A 16,899-nucleotide genomic window follows, 5' to 3' on the forward strand; every position below is an offset into this window, starting at 1 on the left:
CTCATGATTCATAAACATTGTCCCGCCACCTCTTTCACCGGGTTCCGGTCCTGTGCATCCGCTATCCGGAAATGCAGTACGCACTGGCGGCTCACGCCCGCGTCGTCCCATTTCACCGCAAGAGTGCCTGCCGTCGGCACCCCGCTCAGGTAGACCTGCCCGCGTTCGGCCACCATCGCGCTGGCGGTACCGCCATCACCGACCAGCCGGGCGCTGGCACCAAAAGGCACCACATCCTGATTGCGGCGAAGCGTGAACAGTACGCGGTTGCCGATATGCGTCTGGTAATGTGCTTCCACCACTGCGCCGCCGCCAGGGATCACCGTCGCCCCCTGCAACTCGACATCCGCATCATCCGGTAACGTTTGGGCATCCAGCGCGATCACGTTTTTGTGATAGGGCGTAAGCGTGGGCACCACGGCATAACCACGCCAGTCGGTATGAACATTGTTTGCGTTCTGAATCGCGACGTTCGCCGCGCCCGGCGCGCGAACAATGGCGAAGCTGTCACCGACGTTCTGTCCGAGCGTGATGCCGTGCGGATGTACCACCAGAGCGCCAGACGCCCCCCAGGTCATCTGGCTGCTGTCGCGATCGCGGCGATACCCCAGTTGCGTCGTCCCATATCCACCGTGATAGTCCAGCGATGCGCTGCTGTTGCTACCCTGCCCCTGATTTGCAATCCCCTGCTGTACCGAATAGTAGAGGTTTTGGTTCTGCGGCAGCGCACCGTATATCCCCACCTGTTGCGAGGTGTAGCCGTGATTATCGGAAGAGGTGTTGTAGCTTACGGTGCTGTCTGACCACGCGCCGCCCAGCGGCAGCGTGACGTTCAATGACCATGAGCGATCCGGCGTGCTGTGTCCTGTCGTTTTGGTGTAGAAATAGCCGACGCTCCAGGCAACACGCTTCCAGGTACTGTAAAATCCGGCGTGCAGGGTTTGATCGCGATCCGCGTTATGCCAGTAGTCCTGCGAATACGCTGACAGCGAAAGCGTACCCACCCCTCCCAGCGCCTGATTAACGGAAATCTCTTCGCGACTGCGTTTGCTCCATGTCTGACCGTAGCGGCTTTCCAGCATCGCGGCTTCGCTAAAATCGTAATATCCGCTGGAAGAGTAACGATAGCTGGCCAGACTGAACGAGGTCCCCGTTTGCGCAACGCTTTTCTGGTACTGCGCGCGCAGCGAATGACCGGTATAACGCTTACCTGAAGGCGTCGTGGTCGCCGCCCAGGTCGTATCCAACCCCAGCGCGCCCAGCAGGCCAAAACCACGCCCCAGCCCTGCCGCGACGGCATGATAATCTTCAGCCAGCTGCGAACCGCCATAGAAGGTGAACTCAGCGGGCAGACCATAAAAAAGCGTTCCCTGCATAAACGTCGGCGAACGACTGCGTTGCGAGGTCGAGTGGTAGCGCCCGGCGCTCAGGCTGAATCTGGCGCGTCCTTCACGCAGCATAAATGGCACCGCAGCAAACGGCTGTGTCCAGCGCCGCTCAGAACCATCGCTCTCTTTAACAGTGACCTCCAGGTCGCCGCTCTGGGCGGTGGGATAGAGATCCTGAATGGCAAATGCCCCCGGCGACACGTAGGTTTCATAAATCACATAGCCGTGCTGCGCGATGGTTAATTTCGCATTACTGTGCGCCACGCCGCGCACAATCGGAGCAAAGCCGTTCATGCTGTCCGGTTGCATTTCGTCATCAGACATCAGCTGCACACCGCGAAATTGCACGCTGTCAAAGACGTCGCCACGGGTGTAAGTATCCCCCATTCGCAGCTGACTTTTCAGTGAGACAATATCGCGCTGCAGGTAAGTACTTTGCGAGTCCCAGCGTCGGGTTTTATCGTACTGCATCGACGAGATGTTACGCAGGCGCCATGCGCCGAGGTTAACGCCACTGCGCAGGTTCAGATAACTGGAACGCCCGTCATCCGTTGACTGCCGGGTCTGTGAGCCGGAAAAAGTGTAATCGACGAAGGCGGCCGGAATGCCGTCATCCCAACGCGCGGGATCGACATAACCGTGGCTTTGCACGTTCATCGCCGCCTGCGGAATGCTCAGATTCAGACGCTGAGTGGAGAAATCAAACTGGCTGCGGGCATCGGGAATGTAGCGTTCGATATCGGTGAAAGTGCCTCCATCAGGCAACTGACTGAAGGTGGTAAACGCGCTGACGTTAACCCCGTATTCCGCCAGTTGCGAAGGGGTGAGCACCGGTTTCAGTTGTCCATTCTCCTCGACAAACGTCACATTCTGCTGTGTGACCTCCTGTTCGTTGAGCCAGACACTGACCGGGTACGTTCCGGGCTGCTGTCCGCCCGCTTTGGCAAAATAGCGCAGGTCCGCCAGTTTCTGTTGCGGATCGCGTAATTCCAGCGCGGCAGGATCAAAATAGTCATCCGCCCACGCCTGACGCTGATCGCAAAACAGCAGTAAAACGCCAGGGATGATCGTCAGCAGTAGCGTCGCGCTATCCGCCGATAACAGGACGGTTCTCTTTTTCACGGGAAGGTTGCCTGACATCACTGTTGCGCGGAGTCGGTCACGCCGCCAAAATCATTGATTGCCCGCCATGTCACCGGGCCGCTGCCGTTGATCGTCCAGCGACGCGTGCTCAGCGGGGCGATCATCCCCGGCTCGGCAAGCGCTTTGCCGCCCACGGTCAGGGAGAACAAGGAGATGTGATACGGCGTCGGGTTGTTCGCCACCAGTTGGTTTCCCTGCACGGTAAAGGTCAACTGCGTCCAGGCGTCTTTTGCCTCGCCTTTCAGCCCCTGCGGGCGATAAAAAAGTTTGAAGCGAGACTTCACGTTAATCTGCAGTTTATTGGCGTCCTCTTTTTGCGTCGGGGCGATACTTTTAATGTTCAGCCAGAACATGGACTCCCGATCGGCAGGCAATGCGCCCCCCGTAAACGTAATACGCAGGACGTTTTGCTGTTCCGGCTCAAGACGAAACAGCGGCGGCGTGACCACGAACGGCACTGGCCGCTTATCCTCTGCGTTCGCGTTTTCCACCCATGATTGCACCAGATACGGCGTCTGCGTGTCGGCATTCGTCACCGTCATGGTGGCTTCGCGCTTCCCTTCCTGATAAACAACACGGGTTCCACCCATGACAATGCCTGCCTGCGCGGTAGCGCTCAGCAGAATTAACGATGCCGTCATTGCGGCGATAAACTGTTTCATGAAGTGTGACCATCAGGAAAAGAAGAAAAAAGCGTTGAGCAGACCGGAAGCCTGCTCAGAGTGTCGATCAGTTGTATACCATCAGGAAGTCAGCAGTGCCGTTAGCGCTGCCCGCTGTCACATTCGTGGTCGTGGAAACATAATCGGCCATAAATTTCAGGTCGGCTTTATTTGATACCACATTCGCAGCGGCAGACACTGAGCCCAGCGTAATTGGCGTAGGCGCGCTACCGGCGTTATATAATTTGATACCGACACCTGTTGCGATGGAGCTGGAATTCAATGCCAGCAGTGCGGGATTATTCGCATCTGTCACCCCCGTAAATAACACGGCCACCGTTTTCACCGACGCCGGACAATTATCTACGCTGATGGTAAAAGGCGTTTTCGTGGTTTCCACCCCTGTACCGGTAAAAAAGGTTTTTGCCCATCGACCTAAATCCACGGTGGGATGTTTTGACCCCGTAGTGACATTACAGGAACTGTCGACAATCTCACCGGAAAATTCCACTGTACCACCGGTCCCCTGCACCCCAGAAACCGCTGACAGCGCGACACCAGACGCCATTGCGCTGACCAGAAACGCGGCTATACGAATTTGACTCTTCATTATCTCGCTCATTTAAACGTATTATTAATGTTTACTTTCGCCAATACAAAAATTGTTCTGGCGTTTCTCCCTTCGCATGCTCCTGCTGATAATATTCACAATCCCGTCGTGATAATACGAGGTTTTACTTGCTGTGGTAATGCGGCAAAGACAAAACATGGCCTTTTAATAAAAACTTGCATCGCTGCCATGTTAGCCGTGATTAAAATAATATTTTTCTATGTTACCAATTGCAATACCACTGAATTTTCTCCAACACCGTAAGATAAAAGTCTACATTAATATTCGCGGCCATTTTTTTATTAACTGTATCAACATCCCCTGGGGCAACGGTTAAAATAAACATAATGGCAACATATAGAGAGAAAAGAGATCATTTTCTGGGCTTTTTTTTGCCCGACGGGCATCTGGCCTAAGTGAAATTAAGAATATTCCTGGGGGGAAGGCGCCCTTTTAACCATCGATATGAATCCGGCGTAAAAATGCCCCCGGAAGGCCATAGCCTGGGCGGGGGCATGTCAGTGACAGGTGTCATCCTCTGCTCTTCAGGAGCACAATGAGTCGTCTTATTTCTGGGTCACGGTCCACTTGGAGGTCGGCGGCGTATATGTCGAAAAATATTCAACAATTTCCGACAACGAATCGGAGAAAAACAGCATATCCACGTAGCTCTGCTTCATAAAACCTTCATCGGCCATTTTCTGTACCATGACCTGCAGCGGTTGATAAAAATTGTTCATGTTATAAAACGCACAGGGCTTGTGGTGGATGCCTAATTGTCCCCACGTCCACTGCTCAAAAATCTCTTCCAACGTGCCTGCCCCGCCGGGTAAGGCGATGAAAGCAGAAGACAATGCCGCCATGCGATCTTTACGCTGGTGCATGTTCTCAACGACCTGCAAATCAGTCAGCCCGGTATGCGCAATTTCACGTTCAACCAAAGACACGGGCATCACCCCCGTCACGTGCCCGCCGTGTCGCAGGGCGGAATCCGCCACGGCCCCCATCAATCCGACCCGGCCACCGCCATAAACAATGCCCAGCCCGGCCTGAGCCAGATAGGTTCCGGCTTCGCGCGCGGCCTGCATATAAACCGAAGAATGGCCTTCAGATGAACCGCAAAAAATACCGATAGACTTCATATAATTTCCTTTGGGAATTACTTAATCCGTAAATCTTCATTCACTCAATGTCGAAACAGCATAATGCAAAGGGGCTCAATACACTATGTGAGATCGGCCAGATGAAAGTACTGACCAGGTGATTTCCAGTAATTACCAGAACGATACGCATAAACGCCTTAGATGAATAAGAGTAGTTTCAGGCGTTATTATTCCCTCGCTCGCATTTTATTTGTCGCAAAACATTTCATCACTTAAAGACAGGCTAATTTCAGCCACACGCCCTCATCCGCCAAATATACCCGTACTAATGCAATTTCTGCGGGTTAACGGGAATCAATCTGCTCACGGCTAAATACCAGATCCCGCCTCTAAAGCGGTTATATGACTTATTATTGCTATTCTCACCGTGTTTTTTGCAGTATTGTTTACTCATTGTTGTAGTTCTACAGTGAATGCTAGCGAGGTTGCCATGTCGTTTTTCGTCCTTAGCAAAGCCTTTTGCTCATCATTCGGGGTATTCCGGAATGGGCTCGATCGTAGAACAGCAATAACGTTTATTGATTCAGTAAGATAAGCAAAAACACAAGACCAGAGGAGGCACCCAGTCGATAATGTCACGACGTTATGACGAAACAACATACAGCCATTTTCATTATCCGCTCACGTCCTTCTGTAGCGAAGCAACGTTGCATACGATTAGCGCCTACCGTGCAGTACAAATAAATCATGAGTTAAAACCGGATAAGACCATTGGATTAATGGAAATCAGCAGAACGCTTGCGCACCTGCAATCAAAAGGGAACCTAATGAAAAATAACGCCGATAATAAGAAGAGGAATTTCCTGACTCAAAATGAAATAGAGTCACTTCTCAAAGCAGCAAACACGGGACCACACGCTGCCCGCAATTACTGTCTGACCTTATTGTGTTTTATTCATGGATTTCGTGCCAGTGAAATCTGTCGCCTGCAAATATCAGATATTGATATTAAATCTCGATGTATTTATATTCACCGCCTGAAAAAAGGTTTTTCGACAACACATCCATTATTAAGAGAAGAAATTCAGGCGTTAAAAAACTGGCTGACTATACGAACTGACTATCCTCATGCCAACAGTGAGTGGCTATTTTTATCAAGAAAAGGAAACCCTCTTTCTCGCCAACAGTTTTATCAAATCATTTCAGCCTCGGGCGATCACGCTGGGCTCCCGCTTGAAATTCATCCGCATATGCTTCGTCACTCATGCGGTTTTGCATTAGCCAATATGGGGATCGACACCCGTCTCATCCAGGATTACCTGGGACACCGTAACATTCGCCATACCGTCTGGTACACCGCCAGTAACGCTGGTCGATTTTACGGTATCTGGGATGACGCTAAACTCAAACAGCATAATGCTATTTCACTGTGACAGATACAACACCATGGATGGTGTTAAAACCACGATAAACAAAGCATTAATAATATTTAACCATATATTTATTATGCTTATTGTTCACTTCCATCCTTATTTGCAGCAGAATTAAACAGTTTTATTATATCCATGTAATGAATCAGGATACTTTTTTCAACATGACCTTTTCGTCAAACAAACCTTCGCCACCTTCTCACCCTCTGTAACTATTTTTCGTTTAAATTTATACACCTGACTTTGTCTACAACAGCCGCTATTGTCGCACCTGATAAAATCAATAAAAATAAGACTTATCACGTGGTAATAATAGCTACGTATGTAAAAGTGATGTAATCACCAACGGTGATTAATCCCTCAAATATAATATGCCTTTAACATCGTGGATTATTTTTTAATCGCATGATGTTTTCTACAGGTGTTCATTAACAGAAACATATTTCAGGAGTAATGCATTGTGAATCGACGTCGTTATCTTACTGGCAAAGAAGTACAAGCCATGATGCAGGCTGCCCGACATGGCGCAACCGGAGAGCGAGATTATTGTCTTATTTTGCTGGCGTTCCGTCACGGCATGCGCATCAGTGAACTCCTCGATTTGCATTATCGCGACCTCGATCTCAACGAGGGACGAATCAATGTCCGTCGACTGAAAAACGGGTTTTCCACCATTCATCCACTGCGTTTTGATGAGCGTGAGGCCGTTGAACGCTGGAGTCAGGAACGCGCAGGCTGGAGAGGCGCAGGCCGCACTGACGCCGTGTTTATCTCCCGCCGGGGGACACCGCTTTCTCGCCAGCAGGCATATCGCATTATTCGGGCTGCGGGGGTTGATGCTGGAACCGTTACCCATACTCACCCCCATATGCTCCGTCACGCCTGCGGTTATGAACTTGCCGAACGGGGGGCCGATACGCGACTGATTCAGGATTATCTTGGCCATCGAAATATTCGCCATACCGTCCGTTATACCGCCAGCAACGCCGCACGTTTCGCCGGATTATGGGAGAGAAGCAGCCTGTTAGAGGTCATTTCGCAGGAGAAAAAGAAATAAGCTAACGGATTGATATAAAAAGGAAAGTCTTTACCTGAACAGGTCAATTGGGGCCAAACTGTTTATATCATAAAAAGAATTAGTAAAGCTTTGCAACTAACAAGTTAGGAATTATCGATAAACACTCTTTATCTCATTGATTAGAATAGTATTACCTCCAACATTTTTTCACATTTACCACCGCCGTTTACGCGCTTTCACCATTTCTCCACCTGACTCCTGCACCATTTCAGTCATCTACATAAAACTATTTTTCAGTTTTTTATATCAAAAAATTGCAACAATAAGAAACAAAAAACCAATAAGAAAGAAATAATATGCCATTTAAAGCCGTTTATACCAACGAGTCAAAATGGCCCCAATTGACTCATTCATTGGGTAAAAACTGTGCAGAACCGGCAGTCGCCCCATTCGGCTGAAATATGGAATGCCTGGTAGGCACAACGACTGGCCATTTCGGTTCGTGATATCGACATTGTTTAAAGGAAAACAGCATGAAAATTAAAACACTGGCTATCGTTGCTATGTCAGCCCTGTCCCTGACCTCCGCGGCGGCTCTGGCCGATACCACCACGGTAAACGGCGGTACAGTGCATTTTAAAGGAGAAGTCGTTAACGCAGCCTGCGCCGTCGACGCCGGTTCAGTCGAACAAACCGTTCAGCTTGGTCAGGTTCGTTCGGCAAAACTGGCTACTGCGGGCAGCACCAGTTCTGCGGTCGGTTTCAACATTCAGCTTGATGATTGTGATACCAGCGTGTCAACCAAAGCCTCTGTCGCGTTTTCTGGCACGGCCGTTGATACCACCAACAACACCGTACTGGCACTGCAGGGCTCTGCTGCCGGTAGTGCCACTAACGTTGGCGTCCAGATCCTCGACAACAAAGGCACCCCACTGGCGCTGGACGGCGCAACCTTTAGCGCAGCAACAACCCTGAACGATGGCACGAATATCATCCCGTTCCAGGCACGTTACTACGCCACGGGCGCCGCAACTGCCGGTACCGCTAACGCAGACGCCACCTTCAAAGTTCAATACGAGTAATTCATCACGCATGGATGCACCAGGGGCCAGGAAGGCCTGTTATCCGTAATGGGACTGAGGTGATAACGATGCAAAGGATGAAATCAGGTCTGCTGATGCTTTTACTTCCCGCCTGCGCGCTGGCCGGCAACAAGTGGAACGTGACGTTACCTGGCGGAAACATGCGTTTCCAGGGGGTCATTATTGCCGAATCTTGCCGCGTTGAAGCTGGCGATCGCCAGATGACCGTGCAAATGGGTCAGATCAGCAGCAATCGATTTCATGCGCCAGGGGAGGATATCAATCCGGTTTCTTTCGATATTCAGCTTCAGGAGTGCAGTACCGCCGTAAGTCAACGCGTCGGCGTGGCATTTCATGGCGTCGCGGATGGTAAAAACCCTGACGTTCTCTCCGTAGGAGAAGGTCCGGGGATCGCCAGCGGTATCGGGATAGCGTTATTTGATAAAGAGGGTAGCCAATTCCCACTTAACGGCCCACCGACGAGCTGGGCACGGCTTTACTCCGGGCCAACCACACTGCATTTCGTTGCGAAATACCGTTCTACCGGACGTCAGGTCACCGGTGGGGTCGCGAATGCACAAGCCTGGTTCTCTTTGACCTACCAGTAACAACCCCGCAGAGATAGCAAATACAGGAAACGACGGTGAATACAGCAAGGATAAACATGAAAAAAACACGCACCATGATGCGCAACCTGCTGGGCGGGATGCTGATGATAGCCGTCATGGGATTATTCACACCGGCTGAAGCTGGCGTTGCGCTGGGGGCAATACGGGTGATTTATCCGGCGGGTCAAAAACAGGTTCAACTGGCGGTCACCAATAATGATGACAGCAGCACGTATCTGATCCAGTCCTGGGTAGAAAATGCCGAGGGCGTCAAAGACGGACGTTTTGTGGTCACACCACCGCTGTTTGCCATGCAGGGAAAAAAGGAGAACACCTTACGCATCCTTGATGCAACCAACAATCAGTTACCACAGGACCGCGAGAGTCTGTTCTGGATGAACGTCAAAGCCATTCCGTCGATGGACAAATCCAGGCTCAGCGATAACACCCTGCAACTGGCCATTATTAGCCGTATCAAGCTGTATTACCGTCCAGCCGGTCTCGCGCTGCCGCCAGATCAGGCCGCAGAAAAACTCACTTTCCGCCGCAGCGCAGGCACGCTCACATTGATCAACCCAACGCCGTACTACCTGACGGTGACCGAACTCAATGCCGGCACCCGGGTACTGGAAAATGCCCTCGTGCCTCCCCTGGGTGAGGCCCGCGTGAAGTTGCCAGCCGATGCGGGCAGCGAGATTACTTATAAAACCATTAATGACTATGGCGCACTCACGCCGCGCATGAAAGGCGCACTGCGATAACGAACAGGGAATCCGCGTGATCCCTGAATAAAAAAAGAACTGACAGCCGGGCGATTTTGAACCGGAGGGACTATGTCATATCTGAAACCTGGACTCGTCCACAGGCGGCGTTATGCACCACTTTTGTCAGGCGCAATGGCGCAGATCCCCTTTGCCTTTTTGCTTGCCTCACACACATTTTCCGCGCAGGCAGAACTCTATTTTAACCCGCGCTTTCTGGCGGACGATCCGGCTGCCGTCGCGGATCTTTCCGGTTTTGAAAAGGGACATGAGCTCCCCCCCGGCACGTATCGCGTCGATATTTATCTGAACGAGGGGTTTATGACCACCCGCGACGTCACTTTTCATGCCAGCGACAACCACCGCGAACTAACCCCGTGCCTGACGCGTGAACAGCTCGCCACAATGGGGCTGAACACCGCTGCCGTCAGTGGAATGAACGTGTTGGCAGCGGATGCCTGTGTCCCGTTAACGGAAATGATCCCTGACGCCACCACCCGTTTAGATGTGGGTCAGCAGCGGTTGTATTTGACGATTCCTCAGGCCTTTATGGGAAATCAGGCTCGCGGTTATATCCCGCCGGAACGCTGGGATCATGGGATTACCGCCGGGCTACTGAATTACAACTTCACCGGCAACAATGTCCAGAACGACGTCGGCGGCAGCAGCAACTACGCCTACTTAAACCTGCAAAGTGGCCTTAATCTGGGCGCGTGGCGTCTGCGCGACAATACCACCTGGAGCTACAGCAGCGGCGGGAGTGCCTCGAGCAATGAAAACAAATGGCAGCACGTTAATACCTGGCTGGAAAGAGACATCACGCCGTTGCGCTCACGCCTGACACTCGGCGACAGCTATACCAACGGCGATGTCTTTGACGGCATTAACTTCCGCGGCGCGCAACTCGCATCTGATGACAATATGCTGCCGGACAGCCAGAAAGGCTTTGCCCCGGTGATCCATGGGATTGCGCGCGGGACGGCACAGGTCTCCATCAAACAGAATGGCTATGAGATCTATCACAGCACGGTACCGCCTGGCCCCTTCAGCATTAGCGACCTGTATGCCGCGGGTAACGGCGGCGATCTACAGGTTACCATCAAGGAAGCCGACGGGAGCAGCCAGAACTTCACCGTTCCTTACTCCTCAGTCCCGGTATTGCAACGTGAAGGCCATACCCGCTATGCCGTCTCCGCCGGAGAGTACCGTAGCGGTAACGATCAGCAGGAAGAACCGACCTTTTTTCAGAGCACCATACTCCACGGCCTCCCGGCTGGCTGGACCTTGTACGGCGGTACACAACTGGCAGACCGCTACCGCGCCTTCAATCTGGGGGTGGGGAAAAACATGGGGGTGCTGGGGGCGCTGTCGGTGGACATCACTCAGGCCAATGCCACTCTGCCCGATGACAGCAAACATCAGGGACAGTCGGTGCGTTTCCTCTATAACAAATCACTCAGCGACGTTGGCACGAATATCCAACTGGTGGGCTATCGCTACTCCACACGCGGATATTTTAGCTTTGCCGATACCACTTACCGTCGGATGAGCGGCCATGACGTCGAAACGCAGGATGGCGTGATTCAGGTTCAGCCGAAATTCACGGACTACTACAACCTCGCCTATAACAAGCGCGGCAAAGTGCAGGTGAGCCTGACCCAGCAGTTAGGCCGCACCGCCACGCTCTATCTGAGCGGAAGCCACCAGACTTACTGGGGCACCGACAGCGCTGATGAACAATTGCAGGCCGGTCTGAATACCGCCATCGGCGATATCAACTGGACGCTGAGCTACAGCCTGACCAAAAACGCCTGGCAGGATGGTCGCGACCAGATGCTGGCTATTAACGTCAATATTCCTTTCAGCCACTGGCTGCGCTCGGACAGTCAGTCCGTCTGGCGACACGCCAGCGCCAGCTACAGCATGTCGAATGACCTCAACGGTCGAATGACCAACCTGGCGGGGCTGTATGGCACCGTGCTGGAAGACAATAACCTCAGCTACAGCGTGCAAACCGGCTATGCGGGCGGTGGTGAAGGTAACAGCAGCAGCACTGGCTATGCCACGCTGAACTATCGCGGCGGTTCTGGCAATGCCAACGTCGGTTACAGCCGTAGCGACGGACTCAAACAGTTCTATTACGGGATGAGCGGCGGCGTGCTGGCACATGCTAATGGCGTCACGCTGAGCCAACCACTCAATGACACGGTTGTGCTGATTAAGGCTCCCGGCGCTGAGGGCGCGAAAGTGGAAAACCAGACCGGAGTACGCACTGACTGGCGTGGCTATGCGGTGCTGCCTTACGCCACCGAGTACCGGGAAAACCGGGTGGCGCTGGATACCAATACGCTCGCCGATAACGTTGATCTGGATGAGGCAGTGGTCAACGTCGTCCCCACGCACGGCGCGATCGTCCGGGCGGAATTTAACGCCTACGTCGGGATGAAACTGCTGATGACGCTCATCCATAACGGCAAGCCGGTGCCGTTCGGCGCAATGGTAACCGCCGACAGCAGCCAAAGCAGCAGCATCGTCGCCGATAACGGTCAGGTTTATCTGAGCGGTATGCCGCTGGCAGGCAAGGTTCGGGTGAAATGGGGTGACGGCGCAAACGCCAGCTGTGTGGCGGAGTACCGCTTATCCGCAGAAAACCAACAACAGTTGCTCAGCCAGCTCACGGCGCAATGCCGCTAAGGACAAGATGATGAACAAACGTCTTTATCTGCTGGGTGCCATCTTCTCGCTGGTCAGCGCCAGTGCGTTCGCCGCCGACAGCACAATCACGATCAGCGGATATGTCAGGGATAACGCCTGCGCCGTGGCGGGCGAATCGAAAGATTTTACCGTCGATTTGCTGGATAACGCCGCTAAACAGTTCAGCCATATCGGCGCCACCACGCCTGTCGTCCCGTTTCGTATTGTGCTTTCTCCCTGCGGCACGTCGGTCACGGCGGTAAAAGTCGGTTTTATCGGTATTGCCGACAACGATAACACCCGCTTATTGAAACTCGACAGCGGAACATCGGCGGCGGCAGGAATGGGAATCGAGATCCTCAACGGCCAGCAAACGACACTGCCGCTGAATGCCGGGTCCGCCACCCTTCCGTGGACGACCCTGACGCCCGGTCAGACCAATACGCTTAACTTTTATGCCCGCCTGATGGCAACGCAGCTCCCCGTCACGCCGGGACACGTCAATGCAACAGCGACATTCACTCTTGAATTTCAGTAAGCGGAGGCTTTGATGAAATGGTTTCAACCCCGGTGGCTACTGACAGTCATCCTTGCCGCTTCTGCTGTTGTGCAGGCGGCTGACGTGACCATTACCGTGAACGGGAAAGTGGTCGCCAAGCCGTGCACGGTGTCGACCACCACTGCCACCGTCGAACTGGGCGATCTCTACACCTTCAGTCTGGTCAATGCCGGTTCCTCCTCCGCGTGGCACAGCGTGGCGCTTGAGCTAAGCAATTGTCCGGTGGGCACCTCGCGCGTCACCGCCAGCTTCAGCGGTACCGCCGACAGCACGGGCTACTACAAAAACCAGGGGACTGCCGGAAATATCCAGCTTGAACTCCAGGATGACAGCGGTAACAGACTGAACACCGGCGCGACAAAATCAGTGGTGGTGGATGACGCCTCGCAATCCGCCCGTTTTCCTTTGCAGGTCAGGGCGTTATCGGTCAACGGCGGCGCAACCCAGGGCACGATCCAGGCGGTGATTAACGTGACCTATACCTATGCATGACCAGGAGAGTATGTTGATGAAAAGAGTCGTAACCCTGTTGACGACACTGTTGCTGATGGGCTGGTCAATCAATGCCTGGTCCTTTGCGTGCAAAACCGCCAGCGGCGCGACCATTCCCATTGGCGGTGGTAGCGCGAACGTCTACGTTGATCTCTCGCCTGCGGTTAACGTCGGGCAAAACCTGGTGGTCGACCTCTCAACGCAGATTTTTTGTCATAACGATTATCCCGAAACCATCACTGACTATGTCACCCTTCAGCAGGGGTCCGCTTACGGCGGCGTGTTATCGAGTTTTTCCGGCTCCGTAAGATACAACGGCTCCAGCTACCCGTTTCCGACCACCAGCGAAACCGCACGGATGATCTATGACTCGAGAGTCGATAAGCCGTGGCCGACCGTCCTGTATCTGACGCCAATCAGCTCTGCGGGCGGCGTCGCAATCAGTGCAGGAACGCTTATTGCTAAACTCATTCTCCGCCAGACCAACAACAAAAGCAGCGATGACTTTCAGTTCGTCTGGAGCATTTATGCGAACAATAGTGTGGTCATTCCGACTGGCGGCTGCGATGTCTCCTCCCGCAACGTCACGGTTACGCTGCCGGACTATCCGGGCTCCGCCCCCGTTCCGCTGACGGTCTACTGCGCGCAGAGCCAAAATCTGACGTATTACCTCTCCGGCACCACCGCAGATTCCGCCAATTCGATCTTTACCAATACCGCGTCGTCTTCGCCCGCGAAGGGCATCGGTGTTCAGCTCACGCGCAACGGTACCATCGTCCCCGCCAACAGCACCGTGTCATTAGGCACGGTCGGCACCTCTGCCGTGAGCCTCGGCTTAACGGCTAACTACGCGCGAACCAGCGGACAAGTGACGGCAGGCAATGTTCAGTCAATCATTGGGGTGACGTTTGTTTATCAGTGATGTGGGAAAGCCGGGGATGGACTACATTTTGTCCCCCTGCCCCTGTGCCGCCGAAGGTCTCGCGAGGATGATGACGCCAGACCGCCAGCGTCTGGTGCTGCTTAATTCGCCGTCGCTGGATATCTCAACGCTTCCTGCACTGGCGTCAGCACGCCGGATCGTGGTGTTTCTTCCTGACGATCCCCTTTGGCTGCTCACCACGTTGCAGCAGGCGGCGCTTCTGCTGGAACAGGCCGCTGTCCCCCTGCCGATGCTTATCCTCAGCCGCTGTCCTGACCGTTGGTTGTGGCACACGCTGGAGCATCTTGTGACGCGTCGCCGTCTGCTGACGGAAATCCGGGCCGTCGCCTCGGATTTACCGACACGTTGCATTGCCGCGCTATTGCGCGGGCACGGGTTGCAGGATGTCCCTCCTTTGGGCCAATGCGCAGATAACCAGACGTTGATTTATGGCAAGCCGACAATCGGCCTCAGCAAACCGGAGCTCAACGCCATTGTGGATTTGCTGCACGGATACAACATCCCTGAACGGGCGCAACAGCGAGGCATAAGCCAAAAAACCCTTTATAATCAGAGAACTTCAGGACTTAAAAAAATGGCGGAACATTTCCCGCAACTGGCGACACACTTTCCCGGCAACCCAGAAACGCGGCTGAACAGAAGCGGTAGCGATGCGTTATCCGCCTTCGAACGTGAATTCGTCCATGCCATCCGTTGCCGGCAACTCTTTCCGGTGTTTCAACCGATTGTGGATAGCCACCACCGTTTACAAGGGATGGAAATACTCTCACGCTGGCGGCGCGAGGGTACGGTCCTGCAACCCGGCGCATTTTTGCCACAAATACGTGCTGAATACGCCTGGCAGGTGCTGACCGCATTTGTTTTGCAGGAAGCGATACAGAAAATCAACCAGCATCCCGGGGAGTTTTATTTCTCACTTAATGTCCCTGCCGCCCTCGCCAGCCATGAATGCCTTCCACGAATGCTGGAAGCGGCGAAACAGCAACTGGTGTCGCCACAGCAAACGGACAGACTGGTGCTGGAATTTGCTGAGACCATCGAGTTCAGTCAAAGGGGAAAAACCGCCGCGAACATCGACAAATTAAAACGGCTCGGCTTTCGGATTATGCTCGATGACTGTTTCTCACAAGGTAGCGTGATGTTTCCGGTCAGGCAGATCCAGTTTAACGAATATAAGCTGGATATGTGTATTATCAATGAGATGCAACGCGATCCACACGCGCTGGCGCTGATAAAAAGCCTGAACTATTACTGTATGCTGACCGGTAGTCGCTGCGTTGCCGAAGGGGTCGACAGTGAAGAGAAATTTACGATATTGAAAGCATTAGGTATCGATCGCTTTCAGGGATATCTCATCTCCCCGCCGGTAGGCGGGAATATGCTTGAACGGTTTGTGGACCGCTACATATCATTCTGATCAAACATGCTTTTTGACGAAATGATGGTCTCAATAAATTTTTTCTTATGGTCATACTTCAGCACATCGTCTATGTACATGATGCCGGTATCAAAAGAGGGAATGTTCTTCGCCAGATTGAGGCGACGCAGACCACGGTGACGCGCTTCGGCTTCCAGATGTATGGAAAGCGCCAGAATGCATTGCGTCTGTTTCGCCAGCGCAATAGCATTCGATACCGAACAGACTTCAAATCTGACCTTTTCTGGCGAAATAGGACAAAGCAAAGGATCGTTAAACTCTTCGTTTTCCGATTCATGCTTAAGAATGACCCACTCACAGTGATTAAGCTGCGCTTCGGTAATCTGCGGCACATACGCAAGCGGATGATCGCTCGCGCAATACAGGACAAACCGGGTCGTGAAGATGGGAAGGTAATTTATTGCCGCAATTCTGTTTTCCGCAGCGGGTATCGCCCCTAACGCAAGATCGCATTCGCCTTTCAGTAAATGCTGTTGCCCCAGTGCAGTATTACTGTTTTTGATCACCATCCGGATTTGCGGATACAGCCTCACATAGTCCTTCATCAGATGAAATAAGACGCCATGACTCCACGCGTGCCCGCACTCGATCACCAGTTGCTGTCTGTGGCTATGCTTTATCGCATCAATACTGAGTAAAGCCTGCTGGTAATTGCGATCCAGCAGGCAGGCATGCTGATACAGGCTTTCGCCATAAACCGTTAAGGAAATCTTTTTCCCCTCACGGAACAACAAAGGGATCCCCAACTCCGACTCGAGTCGTTGCATATTTTGGGTTAGGGTCGGTTGAGAGATAAACAGACTTTCCGCCGCCGAGGTAAAGGTCTTTTTATCCACCAGCACTTTGAACTGAAAAATTAATTTGTGTAAATACATTCGCCTCACCACGGTTTCCGGGATTGATAATGCCTGCCTGATGCGTAGCGATGAAAATAGACGGGAGCCCCGGCAAAATCGGGCTCCCGGATG

General features: G+C 52.8%; 14 protein-coding genes and 1 pseudogene. 10 read left to right on the top strand and 5 right to left on the bottom strand.

Annotated elements, in window-relative coordinates:
• Nucleotides 1–8: 8 nt before the first annotated feature.
• The 4 genes from KI228_RS17930 to KI228_RS17945 form a co-directional block, all read right to left on the bottom strand.
• On the bottom strand, nt 9–2,465 hold the full coding sequence (locus KI228_RS17930) for a fimbria/pilus outer membrane usher protein (RefSeq protein WP_224267597.1): 2,457 nt from the start codon (nt 2,463–2,465) through the stop codon (nt 9–11).
• 62 nt (nt 2,466–2,527) lie between these two features.
• Entirely contained in the window at nt 2,528–3,193 is a 666-nt protein-coding gene (locus tag KI228_RS17935; protein ID WP_042999438.1) for a fimbrial biogenesis chaperone, read from the bottom strand.
• Between the two features lie 67 nt (nt 3,194–3,260).
• Nucleotides 3,261–3,803, bottom strand: a complete 543-nt coding sequence (locus KI228_RS17940; RefSeq protein ID WP_042999437.1) for a fimbrial protein — start codon at nt 3,801–3,803, stop codon at nt 3,261–3,263.
• A 566-nt stretch (nt 3,804–4,369) separates the two neighbouring features.
• Nucleotides 4,370–4,945, bottom strand: a complete 576-nt coding sequence (locus tag KI228_RS17945; protein WP_061069631.1) for an LOG family protein — start codon at nt 4,943–4,945, stop codon at nt 4,370–4,372.
• A gap of 788 nt (nt 4,946–5,733) precedes the next feature.
• Between KI228_RS17945 and KI228_RS17950 the strand changes: the two genes are divergently transcribed.
• The 10 genes and pseudogenes from KI228_RS17950 (at nt 5,734) to KI228_RS17995 (ending at nt 15,910) form a co-directional block, all read left to right on the top strand.
• On the top strand, nt 5,734–6,339 hold the full coding sequence (locus KI228_RS17950; protein ID WP_042999435.1) for a tyrosine-type DNA invertase: 606 nt from the start codon (nt 5,734–5,736) through the stop codon (nt 6,337–6,339).
• Nucleotides 6,340–6,796: 457 nt separating this feature from the next.
• Nucleotides 6,797–7,406 (top strand): annotated as a pseudogene (locus tag KI228_RS17955) (tyrosine-type DNA invertase).
• A gap of 481 nt (nt 7,407–7,887) precedes the next feature.
• The gene (gene fimA / locus KI228_RS17960) at nt 7,888–8,436 is read left to right on the top strand and encodes a type 1 fimbrial major subunit FimA (protein ID WP_042999433.1); all 549 of its coding nucleotides are present in this window, start codon (nt 7,888–7,890) and stop codon (nt 8,434–8,436) included.
• 68 nt (nt 8,437–8,504) lie between these two features.
• Nucleotides 8,505–9,044 (top strand): type 1 fimbrial minor subunit FimI, encoded by a 540-nt coding sequence (gene fimI, locus KI228_RS17965; protein ID WP_061069629.1) that lies wholly within the window; start codon nt 8,505–8,507, stop codon nt 9,042–9,044.
• A gap of 56 nt (nt 9,045–9,100) precedes the next feature.
• The gene (locus KI228_RS17970) at nt 9,101–9,805 is read left to right on the top strand and encodes a fimbria/pilus periplasmic chaperone (protein ID WP_371320509.1); all 705 of its coding nucleotides are present in this window, start codon (nt 9,101–9,103) and stop codon (nt 9,803–9,805) included.
• 72 nt (nt 9,806–9,877) lie between these two features.
• A complete protein-coding gene (locus tag KI228_RS17975; protein WP_104010297.1) occupies nt 9,878–12,499 on the top strand; it encodes a fimbrial biogenesis usher protein in 2,622 nt (873 codons plus the stop codon).
• A gap of 10 nt (nt 12,500–12,509) precedes the next feature.
• Nucleotides 12,510–13,037, top strand: coding sequence for a type 1 fimbrial adaptor subunit FimF (fimF, locus tag KI228_RS17980; RefSeq protein ID WP_042999429.1), 528 nt, complete (start codon nt 12,510–12,512; stop codon nt 13,035–13,037).
• Nucleotides 13,038–13,049: 12 nt separating this feature from the next.
• The gene (gene fimG, locus KI228_RS17985) at nt 13,050–13,550 is read left to right on the top strand and encodes a type 1 fimbrial minor subunit FimG (protein ID WP_044254116.1); all 501 of its coding nucleotides are present in this window, start codon (nt 13,050–13,052) and stop codon (nt 13,548–13,550) included.
• A gap of 16 nt (nt 13,551–13,566) precedes the next feature.
• Complete coding sequence (locus KI228_RS17990) at nt 13,567–14,472, top strand: fimbrial protein (protein ID WP_141227641.1); 906 nt, start codon at nt 13,567–13,569, stop codon at nt 14,470–14,472.
• Between the two features lie 16 nt (nt 14,473–14,488).
• Nucleotides 14,489–15,910, top strand: coding sequence for an EAL domain-containing protein (locus KI228_RS17995; RefSeq protein WP_061069627.1), 1,422 nt, complete (start codon nt 14,489–14,491; stop codon nt 15,908–15,910).
• On the opposite strand, the gene KI228_RS18000 is transcribed toward KI228_RS17995, so the two are convergent.
• Nucleotides 15,895–16,806: a LysR family transcriptional regulator gene (locus tag KI228_RS18000; RefSeq protein WP_044327020.1), complete on the bottom strand. Its 912-nt coding sequence runs from the start codon at nt 16,804–16,806 to the stop codon at nt 15,895–15,897. The two genes, KI228_RS17995 and KI228_RS18000, sit on opposite strands and share 16 nt — an antisense overlap.
• Nucleotides 16,807–16,899: the final 93 nt, after the last annotated feature.

The sequence above is a fragment of the Citrobacter amalonaticus genome, assembly GCF_018323885.1.
In the GTDB taxonomy this organism is placed as follows: Bacteria; Pseudomonadota; Gammaproteobacteria; order Enterobacterales; family Enterobacteriaceae; genus Citrobacter_A; species Citrobacter_A amalonaticus.

Bases quoted from the DNA above. Each gene is read 5' to 3' on its own strand.
- KI228_RS17935 (WP_042999438.1), bottom strand. From the start codon at position 3,193: ATGAAACAGTTTATCGCCGCAATGACGGCATCGTTAATTCTGCTGAGC.
- KI228_RS17940 (WP_042999437.1), bottom strand. From the start codon at position 3,803: ATGAAGAGTCAAATTCGTATAGCCGCGTTTCTGGTCAGCGCAATGGCG.
- KI228_RS17945 (WP_061069631.1), bottom strand. From the start codon at position 4,945: ATGAAGTCTATCGGTATTTTTTGCGGTTCATCTGAAGGCCATTCTTCG.
- KI228_RS17950 (WP_042999435.1), top strand. From the start codon at position 5,734: ATGAAAAATAACGCCGATAATAAGAAGAGGAATTTCCTGACTCAAAAT.
- fimA (WP_042999433.1), top strand. From the start codon at position 7,888: ATGAAAATTAAAACACTGGCTATCGTTGCTATGTCAGCCCTGTCCCTG.
- fimI (WP_061069629.1), top strand. From the start codon at position 8,505: ATGCAAAGGATGAAATCAGGTCTGCTGATGCTTTTACTTCCCGCCTGC.
- KI228_RS17970 (WP_371320509.1), top strand. From the start codon at position 9,101: ATGAAAAAAACACGCACCATGATGCGCAACCTGCTGGGCGGGATGCTG.
- KI228_RS17975 (WP_104010297.1), top strand. From the start codon at position 9,878: ATGTCATATCTGAAACCTGGACTCGTCCACAGGCGGCGTTATGCACCA.
- fimF (WP_042999429.1), top strand. From the start codon at position 12,510: ATGAACAAACGTCTTTATCTGCTGGGTGCCATCTTCTCGCTGGTCAGC.
- fimG (WP_044254116.1), top strand. From the start codon at position 13,050: ATGAAATGGTTTCAACCCCGGTGGCTACTGACAGTCATCCTTGCCGCT.
- KI228_RS17990 (WP_141227641.1), top strand. From the start codon at position 13,567: ATGAAAAGAGTCGTAACCCTGTTGACGACACTGTTGCTGATGGGCTGG.
- KI228_RS17995 (WP_061069627.1), top strand. From the start codon at position 14,489: ATGGACTACATTTTGTCCCCCTGCCCCTGTGCCGCCGAAGGTCTCGCG.
- KI228_RS18000 (WP_044327020.1), bottom strand. From the start codon at position 16,806: ATGTATTTACACAAATTAATTTTTCAGTTCAAAGTGCTGGTGGATAAA.